Here is a 14401-nt window from a genome sequence, read left to right as displayed (position 1 = left end):
AAAGCATACGCACAGCTTGAACGCAGTTGTGACTATATAAGAAGGAAGTGAATAAAATGTTAAAAAAACTATTTGGAAAAGAACAAAAGCCTGTAGAAGTCACCATAAAATCGCCGGTCAGCGGGGCATTCGTTGATATTACAGAAGTGCCGGATCCGACATTTTCAGAAAAAATGATGGGAGAAGGTTTTGCGGTTGATCCATCGGAAGGAATTATTCTTTCACCGGTTAAAGGAAAGGTGGAACAGATCTTTCCAACGAAGCACGCCATTGGCATCCGTTCAGAGGAAGGACTTGATGTATTAATTCACATCGGACTTGAAACGGTGTCTCTCGACGGAGAAGGCTTTACATGCAAAGTATCCGAAGGAGACAGCGTGGAAGAGGGCGATCTGCTGATGGAATTTGATATGGATGTGATCAGTGAAAAAGCTGCCAGCAAAATCACGCCAGTCGTATTCACGGAAGGCGATCAGGTCGAAAATATCCAGATGAACAGCGAAAACCGCCTGAAAGCGGGAGAAACCGTAGTAGCGACTATCACTGTCAAAAAATAATGAAATACAAAATCCAGCCGGAGTCCGGCTGGATTTTTATGTGATAAACGATTATTCGACTACTGTACTTCCCGGATCGAGAAATAAAATAGTCACAAGCGCGAGCAGGAAGCAGTAGATTGCAAAGTAAGTGAGCTTTCCTTTATTCAGGAAGTTAATCAGCCATACGATGCCGAGCCATGAAGTGATCAGTGAGGCAATGAATGCAGCAATAAGCGATACTGCCCCAATAGAAGCGAGGCTGCCGTCTGTAATATCACCGAGGGCGAGCACGGTTGATCCTAAAATGACAGGGATCGAAAGCAGAAATGAAAACCGGACCGATGTCTCCCGGTCCAGACCGGAAAACAACGCAGCAATCAGCGTGCTTCCGGATCTTGAAATGCCGGGAATGACAGCCACCGTCTGTGCAAGGCCGACAATGACCGCATCGAGCGTCGTCATTTCATTAACGGTACGGCTGCCAATGGTGTAGGCCCGCTCGATGATGATGAGAAAAATGCCGGTCAGGGTAAGCGATATAGCAATCATCACCGGCGTTTTCAGAGCGCTGCCAAGCGAATCTTCAAGGAAGACGCCAAGAATACCGGTAATAACGGTTGCAAGTACTATGTACAAACAAAGGAAAAATTCAGGGCGGTCCTCCCGGTTCCTTTTGGCGATATACCGGAAAAATACCTGAATCAGATGAAGAATGTCTTTGCGGAAATAAAAAATGACGGCTACGATTGATCCCAGGTGCAAGAAAATTTCAAATGAGAGGCCGGGGATCGAATGGCCGAGGAGAAATTCTGCAATGATGATATGGGCGGTACTTGAAATCGGCAGGAATTCTGCAATTCCCTGGACGATTCCTAGAAAAATAGCTTCAAAAATATTCATGGTTCCAACTCCTCCATCAGATTACTTGGATAGTGTAGCAAATCTGGTGATAATTAGGAAGAGTGAAAATAAGCAAATGACTATTCTCACAGACAGTTAAAGACTGGTAAACTAAAACGAATGAATCACATTCGATGCAGAAAGGACGTTAACGATGAATTTTACAGAAAAAACAACGAATAAGAAAACAATATTTGAAGGAAAAATCGTCGATTTATCAGTGCATGACGTAACACTTCCGGACGGGCGGAGCAGCAAGCGTGAAGTGATTAATCACAGCGGTGCGGTTGCTGTGGTGGCGGTCACCCCGGAGCAGAAAATAGTTATGGTGAAGCAGTACCGGAAGCCGCTCGAAAAGCCGCTGGTTGAAATACCGGCCGGGAAACTCGAGGGTACTGACAGTCCTGAAGAAACAGCAGCCCGGGAATTAAAAGAAGAAACCGGGTACACTGCAGGGCGCCTGCAGAAAATTGCTTCATTTTATACCTCTCCTGGATTTGCAGACGAAATTGTTCATTTGTATGAGGCGTTCGAACTGGAGGCCGGAGAACCGGAAACCGAAGAGGATGAATTTATTGAACTGATGGAGGTAAGCGTGAAGGAAGCAGATGAATTGATCCAGAAAGAAGAAATTCATGACGCTAAAACCATGTACGCAGTGCAGTATGTAAAAACGATTCTCGGTCAGCGGTAATTGAGATTGAATATCGTCATTTATCTGTCACATAGGGAATTCATTGATAATCAATACCTGAATTACTGAAATTACGGGATAAACAAGGTTTATATGCAAATTTCATGCCAATTTATTTATAATGATTTTAAACTGAGAATGGTTATCGGTTTTATATTGACAGGCTTATTTAAAATTATTATAATAAGTTTATTACCCTTGAAGGAATAAGGGAGGTAGCGATAATTGGAAAATCGGGTAGAACGTATTAAAAAACAGCTGCATGAACAGAGCTACAAGCTAACCCCGCAAAGGGAAGCAACCGTACAGGTGCTTTTGGAAAATGAAGAAGATCATTTAAGTGCAGAAGATGTGTACCTTCTGGTAAAGGAAAAAGCGCCGGAGATTGGTCTTGCCACCGTGTACAGAACACTGGAATTACTTAATGAACTTGAAGTTGTGGACAAAATCAACTTTGGTGACGGAGTTTCACGGTATGACCTTCGAAAAGAAGGAGCCAGCCACTCTCATCACCATCTCGTCTGCATTGAATGCGGAACAGTTGATGAAATCCAGGAGGACCTGCTTGCAGAGGTCGAAAAGATTGTAGAAAAAGACTATCAGTTTAAAGTGAAAGATCATCGTTTAACATTCCACGGTGTCTGCCACCGCTGTCAGGCGAAGGCAAAAAAGGACAAAGAAAGTGCGGAGGCTCCTTCGCTGCACACGAATTAACATATGCACGGGCATCGTCTTTTGACAAAAAGCGGTGCTTTTTTTATTTTACAGTATAATGAAAGCGGTATATTTACTGGCGCATTCGCCCTTTCCTAGTAATAAGCGACTATGCTATTCTTAGAAGGGAAGATTGGGAAGCAGGAGGCGGTCGTATGACCACGGAGGTACTGGACTTTATTCATTATTGCCAAGTTGAAAAAGGCCTCTCCAAAAATACGATTCAGTCGTATCAAAGAGACCTGGAACACTATAGAAAATTTATGCAGCTCCGGGAGAAGAAATCATGGGCGGATACTGAGCGTGCGGACATTGTGGATTTTTTGTATGCCCAAAAAGAAGCCGGACGCTCTACAGCTACGCTGGCGCGCTTTTTGTCATCGGTCCGGGCGTTTCACCAGTTTCTTCTGCGTGAACAGGTGGTAAAAAAAGACCCTGCAGAGTTGATTGAAATCCCGAAAGGGGAAAAGAAGCTTCCGACCGTGCTGTCTACTCAGGAAGTTGAGCGGCTGCTCACAGCGGCCGAGGGCACAACAGCCTTTGCAAAGCGGAATCATGCGATGCTTGAGTGCATGTACGCTACCGGTCTGCGGGTGACTGAACTGTGTGAATTGAAAATGTCTGATGTGCATCTGCAGATGGGATTTATCCGCTGTATCGGTAAAGGAAACAAAGAAAGGATCGTTCCGCTTGGGAAAGTGGCTTCCGAGGCTATTGACACGTACATACATCACGGTCGCAGTACCCTGATGAAAAGCAAACGTCATGAGCTGTTATTTGTTAATCATCACGGCAATCCGCTTTCAAGGCAGGGTTTTTGGAAGATATTAAAAGCAACAGCAGGCCAAGCAGGGATAGAAAAAGCATTAACGCCGCATACCCTGAGGCATTCCTTCGCCACCCATCTGCTTGAAAACGGGGCAGATCTGCGGGCGGTCCAGGAAATGCTCGGACACGCCGATATTTCCACCACCCAGATTTACACCCATGTATCCAACCATAAATTAAAAGATGTATACCTGCAGGCTCATCCGAGAGCTTAGCAGAAAAGGAGAGAGAGTAATGGAAAACTACAAGTACCCACGCATTTTTTTAGTTGTTATGGATTCCGTCGGCATCGGCGAAGCTCCTGACGCTGAAGAATACGGAGACAAAGGGGCCGACACGCTCGGTCATATCGCCCAGCATATGAACGGAATCAAAATTCCGAACCTTGAACGACTCGGCCTTGGAAATATCCGGGAAATCCCGGGTGTAGAGGCGTCAGCGTCACCAACGGCTTCGTACGGTTATATGGAAGAAATGTCGCGAAGCAAAGATACGATGACCGGCCACTGGGAAATCATGGGCCTCTACATTGACGAGCCTTTCCGGACATTTCCGGATGGCTTTCCGGATGAGCTTTTGCAGCAGCTCGAACAGGAAACAGGCCGGGGTGTTCTCGGAAATAAAGTGGCTTCAGGTACCGAGATCATTGAAGAGCTCGGCGAAGAGCATCAAAAAACCGGAAAGCTGATTGTCTACACATCGGCGGATTCAGTGCTTCAAATCGCCGCACATGAGGATGAGGTGCCGATTGAAGAATTGTATGACATCTGCGAAAAAGCCCGGGCGATGACGTATGAAGCACCGTATATGATTGGCCGCGTGATTGCCCGCCCGTTCACCGGATCCCCCGGCAGCTATGAACGTACAGCGAACCGACATGATTACGCGCTTAAGCCGTTTGGCCGTACGGTCATGAATGACATTGAAGATGCCGGTCTTGACAGCATTGCCATTGGAAAAATCAGCGATATATATGACGGCGAAGGGGTTACGGAGTCGATCCGTACCTCCTCCAATATGGATGGCATGGACCGTGTTACAGAAACCGCGCAGAAATCCTTTACGGGTCTCAGCTTTTTAAATCTGGTGGACTTTGACGCTAAGTTCGGCCACCGCCGTGACCCGCAGGGATACGGAGAGGCGCTCGAGGAGTTTGACGCCAGGCTTCCAGAGCTGCTGGAAGCTATGGAGGAGAATGACCTTCTGCTTATTACTGCCGATCATGGAAACGATCCCGTGCATCACGGCACTGACCATACCCGTGAAATCGTACCGCTGCTTGCCTACAGCAAAAGCACCGGCTCTGCTCCACTTGGCACCCGGAAAACATTTGCCGATATCGGTGCCACGGTGGCGGATAATTTCCGTCTATCCATGCCGAAGTACGGTACAAGCTTTTTACAGCAATTAAAAAGGAAGGGTGAATAATTTGAGTATCCAGCAGCAAACCAAAGAAGCAGTTCAATACATTCAGTCCAATATCTCCGCTGTACCGACGACCGGGCTCGTGCTCGGTTCTGGCCTGGGGGTACTGGCCGATGAGATTAAAAACCCAGTCGTTCTAAAATATGAAAACATCCCGGGCTTTCCTGTTTCCACGGTGGAGGGCCACGCGGGCCAGCTTGTATTCGGTGAACTTGAGGGTATGCAGGTGGCAGCGATGCAGGGACGTTTTCATTACTATGAAGGCTATTCCCTTCAGGAAGTGACTTTTCCTATCCGCGTCATGAACGCGCTCGGAGTGAAACGGCTTCTTGTCACCAATGCTGCGGGCGGCGTGAACCATGACTTTGAACCGGGTGATTTGATGATTATCGATGATCACATCAACTGGCTCGGCGCTAATCCGCTTATTGGAGAAAATGATGCAGAACTCGGTCCCCGCTTTCCGGATATGAGCTCGGCGTATTCGAAAGGACTCGCCAAGATTGCTGACGAAGCGGCGCTGTCGCTGAACATCCGTATTCAGCGCGGCACATATATGGCAAATACCGGACCGGCCTATGAAACCCCGGCAGAGGTCCGCATGGCCCGGGTGCTGGGAGCGGATGCCGTCGGTATGTCCACGGTGCCGGAAGTAATCGTTGCCGTTCACGGAGGCATGGAAGTGCTCGGTATTTCCTGCATTTCAAACCTCGCTGCCGGTATGCTTGACCAGCCGTTAAGCCATGATGAAGTCATGGACACGACCTCAAAGGTCCAGGAAGATTTCTTGAAATTAATGAAAGAAACCCTTCGTCGGATCGCACAGGAGGATGCCTGAATGAATGCTGTAAAAATAAAAGAAGCAAAGGATTACATCCAGTCGAAGTACAGTGCAGCGCCTGCGGTCGGCATGATTCTTGGCTCCGGGCTCGGCGATCTGGCTGATGATATTGAAGCGGCTACTGTAATCCCATATGAAGACATTCCGCATTTTCCTGTCTCTACAGTGGAAGGCCATGCCGGACGTCTTGTCCTCGGCGAGCTCGAAGGAAAAACAGTCGTAGCGATGCAGGGCCGCTTTCATTACTATGAAGGCTATTCGATGCAGGAGGTGACATTCCCGGTCCGGGTGATGAAAGCGCTCGGCGCCGAGTTTTTATTTGTCACCAATGCGTGTGGAGGGATGCAGTCGTCGTTTCGGCCGGGGGACTTAATGGTGATTGAGGATCACATAAACTTTACCGGCACCAACCCGCTGATCGGCCGGAACGACAGCGATCTCGGGCCGCGCTTTCCCGATATGAGCCAGGCCTACGATCCAGTACTCCGCGGTAAAGCATTCCAGGCCGCTGAAACGCTTGAAATTGACTTGAAACGCGGCGTCTACGGCGGCATCGGCGGTCCAAACTTTTTGAGCCGGGCAGAGTTAATTCTGCTTCGGAACGTCGGCGCTGATGTAGTGGGCATGTCCACGGTGCCGGAGGTAATTGTGGCACAGCATGCCGGTCTGCGTGTGCTCGGTGTTTCATGTATTACTGATATGGCCATCGGCGAAGAAATCGTCAGCATATCCCACGAGGAAGTGATGGAAACGGCGGCCAAAACCAAACCGATTTTTATCTCTTTAATGAAAGAAATCGTCAAAAATACGTAATCAACAGCAATGTGTAAAGGGGCCATACTATGAGAATGGTGGATATTATTGCAAAAAAGCGCGATGGAAAAGAACTGAATGAAGAAGAAATCCGCTGGTTTGTGGAATCATACAGCAACGGCGAGGTGCCGGATTACCAGGCATCGGCGTTTGCGATGGCGATTTACTTTCAGGACATGACCCAGAAGGAATCTGCCGCGCTCACCTACGCGATGGCAGAGTCCGGCGATCAGCTCGACCTGTCGGCAATCGAGGGAATCAAAGTGGACAAGCACTCCACCGGAGGCGTCGGCGACAAAACGACGCTGATTATTGGACCGATTGTAGCAGCATGCGGCGTTCCTGTAGCGAAGATGTCCGGGCGCGGCCTCGGGCATACCGGCGGCACGATTGATAAGCTGGAAAGCTTCCGCGGATTTGAAACAGAGATTCCAAAGGAAGAGTTCGTCAATCTTGTTAATGAGCATAAAATTGCTGTCGCAGGTCAAAGCGGTAACCTCACCCCGGCAGACAAAAAGCTTTACGCACTTCGGGACGTGACGGCAACTGTAAACTCTATTCCATTGATTGCAAGCTCGGTGATGAGTAAAAAAATCGCAGCCGGCGCAGACGCGATCGTGCTTGATGTAAAGGCGGGCTCAGGCGCCTTCATGAAAGAAGTGGAGGAAGCGAAGCGTCTGGCGGAAGCAATGGTGGAAATCGGCCAGTCACTCGATCGTAAAACGATGGCGGTCATTTCCAATATGGATCAGCCGCTCGGCCGGACCGTCGGGAATGCGCTCGAAGTAAAAGAAGCAATTGAAACGCTGCAGGGCAACGGGCCGGAAGATCTGCACGAGCTGAGCGTCACGCTTTCTTCCTATATGCTTGTCGCGGGCGGCAAAGCCGATACGCTCGAGCAGGCGGAAAAAATGGTGCTTCAGGTGATTGAAAACGGGGAAGCGCTTGAAAAAATGAAAGCATTTGTGAAAAATCAGCACGGTGATGCCTCCGCTGTGGATCATCCGGAGAGTCTTGCGGCTGCTGAGCACCGGGTAGAAGTGAAGGCGGAAGCCACCGGCTACGTACATGGTATTGAAGCCGAAGAAATCGGCGTAAGTGCGATGCTTCTCGGAGCCGGACGGGCCACCAAGGACGATGTGCTTGATTACAGTGTGGGCATCGAACTGACGAAAAAAATCGGTGACCCTGTACAAAAAGGAGATACAATTGCGGTCATGCACGTAAACGCCCAGGACAGCGCTGAGAGCGCCAGAAAAATTTCTGAAGCCTTTACGATTGCAGAAGCTGCGGTGGAAAAACCAGTCCTCATTTATGAAACCGTGCAGTAATTGCGCGGTTTCTTTACTTGCATAAAGCTTTTGTCTTTTTCGGAAGCGTGCTAAAATAAACGGACGAGGAGGAGCAACGAAGGAGAGAATAATATGCAGCTTCATGGAACGCACCATATAAATGAACACGGCCACCTGGAGATTGGCGGGGTGGATACCGTTAACATAAAGCAGGAGTACGGAAGCCCGGTTTACGTCTATGACGTCGCTTTGATGCGGGAGCGGGCCCGGGGATTTCAGCAGGCTTTTGAAGATAACGGAATGACGTATCAGGTGGCCTACGCGAGCAAAGCCTTCAGCTGCGTTGCAATGTCACAGCTGGCGAAAGAAATGGGGCTCAGTCTGGACGTGGTTTCCGGAGGAGAGCTGATGACGGCATCAAAAGCCGGTTTTCCTATGGAAAAAGTTCATTTTCACGGTAACAATAAAAGCGAAGCAGAAATCGCTCTTGCCATTGAGCTTGGCATCGGCTGTTTTGTGATTGATAATTTTCATGAAATTCAATTGATTGAGCAGCAGGCGGCCAGGCAGCAGACGCGTGTGGAAGCGTTGATCCGTACGACTCCGGGCATCGAGGCGCATACACATGAATACATTTCCACTGGGCAGGAGGATTCAAAGTTTGGCTTTGACCTGACGTCCGGCCAGGCAGACCAGGCTATTTACCGCCTGCAGCAGAGTCCGTCCATCAATATCAAAGGCGTGCATTGTCATATCGGCTCGCAGATTTTTGAAACGAGCGGATTTACAATGGCTATCAAAAAACTGTTTGATCAGTTTGTGCACTGGCAGGAGCACCTGCAGTTCACGCCGGATGTGCTGAACTGCGGCGGCGGCTTTGGGATCCGCTATGTGGAAGGGGACGAACCGCTGGCACCGGAGCAGTACGTGCAGGATATGATTCAGTCAGTCAAACAGGAAGCGCTCCGGACCGGCATGGATGTGCCGGAGATCTGGATTGAGCCCGGAAGGTCCATCAGCGGCGATGCCGGCACGACGTTGTATGACGTAGGGTCAAAAAAAGATATTCCCGGTGTCCGCCGGTACATTTCGGTGGATGGCGGCATGTCCGACAACATCCGCCCGGCATTGTATCAGGCAGAATATGAAGGCATTCTTGCCAACCGCGGCCATGAAAAAGCCGACGACACGTTTTCAGTCGCCGGCAAGCTTTGTGAAAGCGGCGATATGCTGATTTGGAATCTGCCGCTTCCGGAAGTGAAAACCAACGATACGCTGGCGGTTTTCTGTACAGGAGCCTATGGGTACTCCATGGCCAACAATTATAACCGTCTCCCGCGTCCGCCGGTCGTCTTCGCCGAAGACGGGGAATCGCACCTGGTGGTTCGCGGAGAGACATACGAAGATATTCTTCAGTACGACCTGTCCTATGAGCCAGCAAAGGCAAAAACAAAATAAAAAGGGGTAGAGAGAGATGAAAAAAGGTAAAATCGCATTTGAAAATGGAGAAACAGTAACGTTGGAATTTTTCCCGGAGGACGCACCGGGCACAGTGAAAAACTTTGAAAGTCTGGCAAATGACGGCTTTTATGACGGCCTTACGTTCCACCGCGTCATCCCGGGCTTTGTCGCCCAGGGCGGGTGCCCGAACAACCGCGGAGACGGAGGCCCGGGGTACACGATCCCTTGTGAAACGGAAGGGAACCCGCGCACTCATGAAAGAGGCTATCTGTCGATGGCGCACGCCGGAAAAGACACCGGCGGAAGCCAGTTCTTTATTCTGTTTGACCAGCAGCCACACCTGAACGGCGTGCATACGGTATTCGGCCGTGTGACAGATAACATGGACCAGGTGGACCGCATTCAGGCGCAGGACGTTATGAAGGAAGTGCGGGTCTGGGACGAAGCGTAAGCTGAATCTTTTGACGGATATTTAAGAACGTAATAAAATGTATTTTAACTTCATACGGTACGTTGATTGCGATCAACATCCTTCGGGGTCGGGTGCAAGTCCCAACCGACGGTGATAAAGCGAATGCTTTTCAGTCCGTGACCCGGTAAGCGCTCCTGGCGTGGACGGTGGATTCAGTGCAACTCTGAAGCCGACAGTAATAGTCTGGATGGGAGAAGGAAAACCGTATTCGAAAAAATTCTGTTTTTCTGTCAGCAGGTGTAACGCTGCAGAATAGAACCGGAATATTATTTTGGATACGTATGTATAAAAGCCCCCGGATGTTTTCATTCGGGAGCTTTTTTTATTTCTGTAATCAATAGCAGCAAGCAAAAATAAAGGAGGTCCGGCCATATGGATCATACCTGGATGCACACAGCACTCGAACTGGCACGCTCGACGGAAGGGCAGACTTACCCGAATCCAATGGTCGGTGCCGTCGTCGTTAAAGATGGGAGAGTCGTAGGGATGGGAGCGCATCTTCGCTCCGGGGAAGCACATGCAGAAGTCCATGCGCTCGCGATGGCAGGAGACGAAGCTGAAGGAGCGTCGATTTACGTCACTCTTGAGCCCTGCAGCCATTACGGCCGTACTCCGCCGTGTGCCAAACAGATTATTGAAGCGGGCATCGAAAAAGTAGTGGTGGCAGCGTCAGACCCGAATCCGCTTGTAGCCGGAAAAGGCATACAGATGATGGAAGAAGCAGGCCTTGAAGTGGTGACCGGAGTCAGGCAGGAAGAAGCGGCTTACTTAAACCGGAAATTTTTTCATTTTATTAAGACCGGCCGACCTTACGTGACGGCTAAAACAGCTTCTTCTCTAGACGGAAAGACTGCTACGGCCACGGGCGAAAGCCAGTGGATTACCGGAAAAGAAGCCCGGGAGGATGTTCACCAGGAACGGCGCCGGTGTGACGGCATATTAGTCGGCATCGGAACGGTGCTGAGCGATGATCCCTCTCTTACGGCCCGGGTCCCGGAAACGGGAGTGACGCCGGCACGGGTCGTGCTGGACAGTGAACTCCGGATGCCGGAAAACAGCCGGATGCTAAAAGACGCCGCAGCTCCGGTCTACGTTTTGACGAACGATCCGGCTGATGCTGAGAGGCAGCGCCGCCTGGAAGAAGCAGGAGCTGAAGTGATTCCGGTCGCTTCCGGCGTGAAAAATATCTCCGCGGTGCTGGATGTGCTCGGGAAAAAGAAAATCGTTTCATTGTTTGTGGAAGGAGGGGCCGGCATTCTCGGCTCTTTCCTGGAAGCAGAAGTGATTCAGGAATATTTAATGTATGTAGCGCCGATTGTGATTGGCGGGGAAAATGCACCTGGAGTGTATCAGGGAAATGGTATTTCGACGCTTCAGGAAGCCCGGGCATTTTCATTGAAAAAAGAAGAGACATTCGGGCAGGACCGAAAATATACATTGCAGTCCGGGGAGTGAAAGCATGTTTACAGGAATTGTAGAAGCGACAGGAACAGTATCAAAAATGACGCATCAGGAAAATTTAATTCAGCTCGAGCTTGAGAGTAATCTGGATATGGACAGTATTCACATTGGCGACAGCATCGCGGTAAATGGCATCTGCCTGACAGCGACGGCTAAAAACGGGCGGTGCGTCTACGTAGACGTGATGGCTGAAACGCTCAAGCACACGAGTCTGAAATACATGGAAGAAGGCATACGCGTAAACCTGGAGCTTGCGATGCAGGCTGGAGGACGGTTTGGCGGACACTTTGTCCAGGGACATGTGGATGCCACTGGAACCATTGCTTCCATTGAAGAGGAAGAAAACATGATTTACGTGCACGTAAAGACACCGAAGGAGCAGCTCCGCTACATGACTAATAAAGGCTCCGTCACGGTCGATGGCATCAGCCTGACAATTTTCGGAGTGGACGACGAAAAAGAAACCTTTACTCTGTCGATTATTCCGCATACGTGGGAGGTAACCAACCTGGCAGATAAACAGGCTGGTGATCTGGTCAATATTGAATGTGACATGCTTGCCAAATATACAGAACGTCTGTTAACTGTAGATAAATAAAACCTTTGCAAAGAAAGTAGGAACGATACCATGGAGGAACGACGCTGGTTTGACCCCATTGAAGAAGCGTTAGATGAACTGAGAAACGGGCAGGTTGTGATCGTCTGTGATGACGAAGACCGGGAAAACGAAGGAGATTTTGTCGCCCTGTCGGAAAACATTGATGCCCAGACAATTAACTTTATGATTACGTATGGCCGCGGTCTCGTCTGCACTCCGATTACTGAAGAGCAGGCCGGGCGTCTGCAGCTTCAGCCGATGGCTGATCAAAACACTGATCCGCACGGTACTGCTTTTACGGTGAGCGTCGACCATGTGTCGTCCAAAACCGGTATCAGTGCCTCCGAGCGGGCGCTGACGATCCAGCATCTTGCCAACCAGACCGCAGAACCGGGGGACTTTCAGCGTCCGGGCCATGTGTTTCCACTTATTGCAAAAGAAGGCGGGGTCCTGCAGCGGGCCGGTCATACGGAGGCTGCGATTGACCTTGCGCGCCTGTCTGGAAAAACGGCCTCAGGGACGATTTGTGAAATTACACGGGAAGACGGGGAAATGGCCCGGGTGCCGGAGCTCCGCGAAATTGCTGACCGGTTCGGGTTAAAAATGGTAACGATCAAAGACTTAATCAGCTACCGCCGTCACCGCGAAAAACTGGTGAAGCGGGAGGCGGATACGAGCCTTCCGACCGAATTTGGTGATTTCCGGGCGCTTGGTTTTACTTCCTCCATTGATGGGAAAGAAATGATGGCGCTTGTAAAAGGGGAGATCGATCCGGAGGAAGAAACACTGGTCCGGGTTCATTCGGAATGTCTGACTGGGGACGTCTTCGGCTCCAAGCGTTGTGACTGCGGACCACAGCTGCAGGCAGCGCTGATGCAGATCGAAAAAGAAGGCAAAGGGGTACTGCTTTATATGCGCCAGGAAGGACGCGGCATCGGCCTGATCAATAAATTAAAAGCCTATGAGCTGCAGGAGGCGGGCTATGATACGGTGGAAGCAAACAAAAAGCTTGGTTTCCCGGATGATCTGCGTGAATACGGGATCGGCGCCCAGGTGCTCCGCGACATTGGCGTAGGGAAAATGAAGCTGCTCACTAACAATCCGAGGAAAATAACGGGGATCTCCGGCTACGGCCTTGAAGTGACACAGCGGATTGCGATACAGCTGCCGCTGCAGGAGGAAAATGAGAAATATATGCGTACGAAGTTTCAAAAATTGGGACACATGCTTCATTTTTAGGAGGAAAATAGAATGACAACTACTATTGAAGGCAACGTAAACGGCAGTGGACAAAAAATTGCGATCGTCGTAGCACGTTTTAATGAATTTATTAACAAACAGCTGCTCGAAGGAGCGGAAAGCACACTAATCCGCAGCGGGGTGAAGGAAGAGGATATAGATGTTATCTGGGTGCCCGGGGCGTTTGAAATTCCTTTTGCCGCCCAGCAGGCAGCCAAAACGAAAAAATACGATGCGATTGTGGCCATTGGTACTGTCATCCGCGGCGCAACTCCACATTTTGACTATGTATGCAGCGAATCCGCCAAAGGAGTCGCAAATGTCTCCCTGCAGGAAGAGCTTCCGGTTATTAACGGCATCATCACGGTGGAATCCATTGAACAGGCGATTGAACGTGCCGGCACAAAAGCTGGGAATAAAGGTTCCGAGGCAGCTATGGGAGCCGTGGAAATGGCCAGTCTTGCAAAAAAAATCCGCATGGAGTAAAATAAATCACACGGTTTAAAGCCGTGTGATTTTGGTTTGAGTGATTACACGTGCATGAGCGGTGATAAGCGGCTTTCAGTTATAATTACCTATATTCCTCTTGCATTTCTGTCCAAAAGCGTGTATGGTCAATGGTGAATTTGGATACTGGTTTGCGTAAATTATGGAAATGAAGACAAATTTGTCTGAAATTCTGATCACAATGAGGGATAATTGGTTATGTTGATTAAGTATAAACAATCCTATAAAAAAATAGCGATGGGGCTTCTTTCGTACATGCCGGAAGAAAAGGATGTAAAAAAGCTCCAGGAAACGGTCCAGCAGTATGAAGAAACAGATGACTGGCAGCTGTTTATGTGGAAGGAAGACGATGATATTGTCGGAGTCGTCGGTCTGCGATACACCGAAAACGGAGAAGCAGAGCTTCGCCATGTATGCGTGAATCCATCCTACCGGGATGAAGGGATCGGCAAAAAAATGGTGCAGGCGGTCAGAGGGCGTCTCGACCAGGACCTGGTTGCGAGCAAGGAAACGGTCCAATTCCTGCAGGTGTGCGATGAACACCAAAAGGATATTCTGGAAAATGAAGTGAACTAATACCCACCCGCCGGTACACGGCGGGTTTTTTAATGGAAATA

Annotated in this window: 16 protein-coding genes and 1 riboswitch; of the genes, 15 read left to right on the top strand and 1 reads right to left on the bottom strand. The window is 49.6% G+C overall.

The features are described 5' to 3' along the window. Positions 1-56: 56 nt before the first annotated feature. The gene (locus ACTRXI_RS09555) at positions 57-557 is read left to right on the top strand and encodes a PTS sugar transporter subunit IIA (RefSeq protein WP_474262190.1); all 501 of its coding nucleotides are present in this window, start codon (positions 57-59) and stop codon (positions 555-557) included. Between the two features lie 51 nt (positions 558-608). Here the strand turns inward: ACTRXI_RS09555 and uppP are convergent, their stop codons facing one another. Next, complete coding sequence (gene uppP / locus ACTRXI_RS09550) at positions 609-1439, bottom strand: undecaprenyl-diphosphatase UppP (RefSeq protein WP_474262189.1); 831 nt, start codon at positions 1437-1439, stop codon at positions 609-611. A gap of 154 nt (positions 1440-1593) precedes the next feature. Between uppP and ACTRXI_RS09545 the strand changes: the two genes are divergently transcribed. The 14 genes from ACTRXI_RS09545 (at position 1594) to ACTRXI_RS09480 (ending at position 14360) form a co-directional block, all read left to right on the top strand. Further along, positions 1594-2133 (top strand): NUDIX hydrolase, encoded by a 540-nt coding sequence (locus tag ACTRXI_RS09545; protein ID WP_474262188.1) that lies wholly within the window; start codon positions 1594-1596, stop codon positions 2131-2133. 225 nt (positions 2134-2358) lie between these two features. Further along, on the top strand, positions 2359-2847 hold the full coding sequence (gene fur, locus ACTRXI_RS09540; protein WP_474262186.1) for a ferric iron uptake transcriptional regulator: 489 nt from the start codon (positions 2359-2361) through the stop codon (positions 2845-2847). A 155-nt stretch (positions 2848-3002) separates the two neighbouring features. Then, entirely contained in the window at positions 3003-3890 is an 888-nt protein-coding gene (gene xerD / locus ACTRXI_RS09535) for a site-specific tyrosine recombinase XerD (RefSeq protein ID WP_474262185.1), read from the top strand. Between the two features lie 19 nt (positions 3891-3909). Next, positions 3910-5103 (top strand): phosphopentomutase, encoded by a 1194-nt coding sequence (gene deoB / locus ACTRXI_RS09530; protein ID WP_474262184.1) that lies wholly within the window; start codon positions 3910-3912, stop codon positions 5101-5103. 7 nt (positions 5104-5110) lie between these two features. Continuing rightward, positions 5111-5938, top strand: a complete 828-nt coding sequence (locus ACTRXI_RS09525) for a purine-nucleoside phosphorylase (RefSeq protein WP_474262280.1) — start codon at positions 5111-5113, stop codon at positions 5936-5938. Next, positions 5939-6754 carry a purine-nucleoside phosphorylase gene (locus tag ACTRXI_RS09520; protein ID WP_474262183.1) on the top strand — a complete coding sequence of 272 codons (816 nt, stop codon included), beginning with the start codon at positions 5939-5941 and terminating at the stop codon, positions 6752-6754. It abuts the gene before it with no gap. Positions 6755-6783: 29 nt separating this feature from the next. Next, positions 6784-8085 carry a pyrimidine-nucleoside phosphorylase gene (locus ACTRXI_RS09515; protein ID WP_474262182.1) on the top strand — a complete coding sequence of 434 codons (1302 nt, stop codon included), beginning with the start codon at positions 6784-6786 and terminating at the stop codon, positions 8083-8085. A gap of 93 nt (positions 8086-8178) precedes the next feature. Then, positions 8179-9504, top strand: coding sequence for a diaminopimelate decarboxylase (lysA, locus tag ACTRXI_RS09510; RefSeq protein WP_474262181.1), 1326 nt, complete (start codon positions 8179-8181; stop codon positions 9502-9504). Between the two features lie 16 nt (positions 9505-9520). After that, positions 9521-9958 (top strand): peptidylprolyl isomerase, encoded by a 438-nt coding sequence (locus ACTRXI_RS09505; RefSeq protein ID WP_022792317.1) that lies wholly within the window; start codon positions 9521-9523, stop codon positions 9956-9958. 74 nt (positions 9959-10032) lie between these two features. Next, positions 10033-10182: riboswitch (FMN riboswitch) on the top strand. 169 nt (positions 10183-10351) lie between these two features. Continuing rightward, on the top strand, positions 10352-11434 hold the full coding sequence (gene ribD, locus ACTRXI_RS09500; RefSeq protein ID WP_474262180.1) for a bifunctional diaminohydroxyphosphoribosylaminopyrimidine deaminase/5-amino-6-(5-phosphoribosylamino)uracil reductase RibD: 1083 nt from the start codon (positions 10352-10354) through the stop codon (positions 11432-11434). 4 nt (positions 11435-11438) lie between these two features. Further along, on the top strand, positions 11439-12038 hold the full coding sequence (locus ACTRXI_RS09495) for a riboflavin synthase (protein ID WP_474262179.1): 600 nt from the start codon (positions 11439-11441) through the stop codon (positions 12036-12038). A gap of 30 nt (positions 12039-12068) precedes the next feature. Then, on the top strand, positions 12069-13277 hold the full coding sequence (locus ACTRXI_RS09490) for a bifunctional 3,4-dihydroxy-2-butanone-4-phosphate synthase/GTP cyclohydrolase II (protein ID WP_322525185.1): 1209 nt from the start codon (positions 12069-12071) through the stop codon (positions 13275-13277). A gap of 12 nt (positions 13278-13289) precedes the next feature. Continuing rightward, the gene (ribH, locus tag ACTRXI_RS09485) at positions 13290-13763 is read left to right on the top strand and encodes a 6,7-dimethyl-8-ribityllumazine synthase (protein ID WP_091611315.1); all 474 of its coding nucleotides are present in this window, start codon (positions 13290-13292) and stop codon (positions 13761-13763) included. 219 nt (positions 13764-13982) lie between these two features. Further along, positions 13983-14360 carry a GNAT family N-acetyltransferase gene (locus tag ACTRXI_RS09480; protein WP_474262178.1) on the top strand — a complete coding sequence of 126 codons (378 nt, stop codon included), beginning with the start codon at positions 13983-13985 and terminating at the stop codon, positions 14358-14360. Positions 14361-14401: the final 41 nt, after the last annotated feature.

The sequence above is a fragment of the Marinococcus sp. LNHM4E3-1 genome, assembly GCF_056034405.1.
This window is presented reverse-complemented; position numbering and strand designations above follow the sequence as displayed.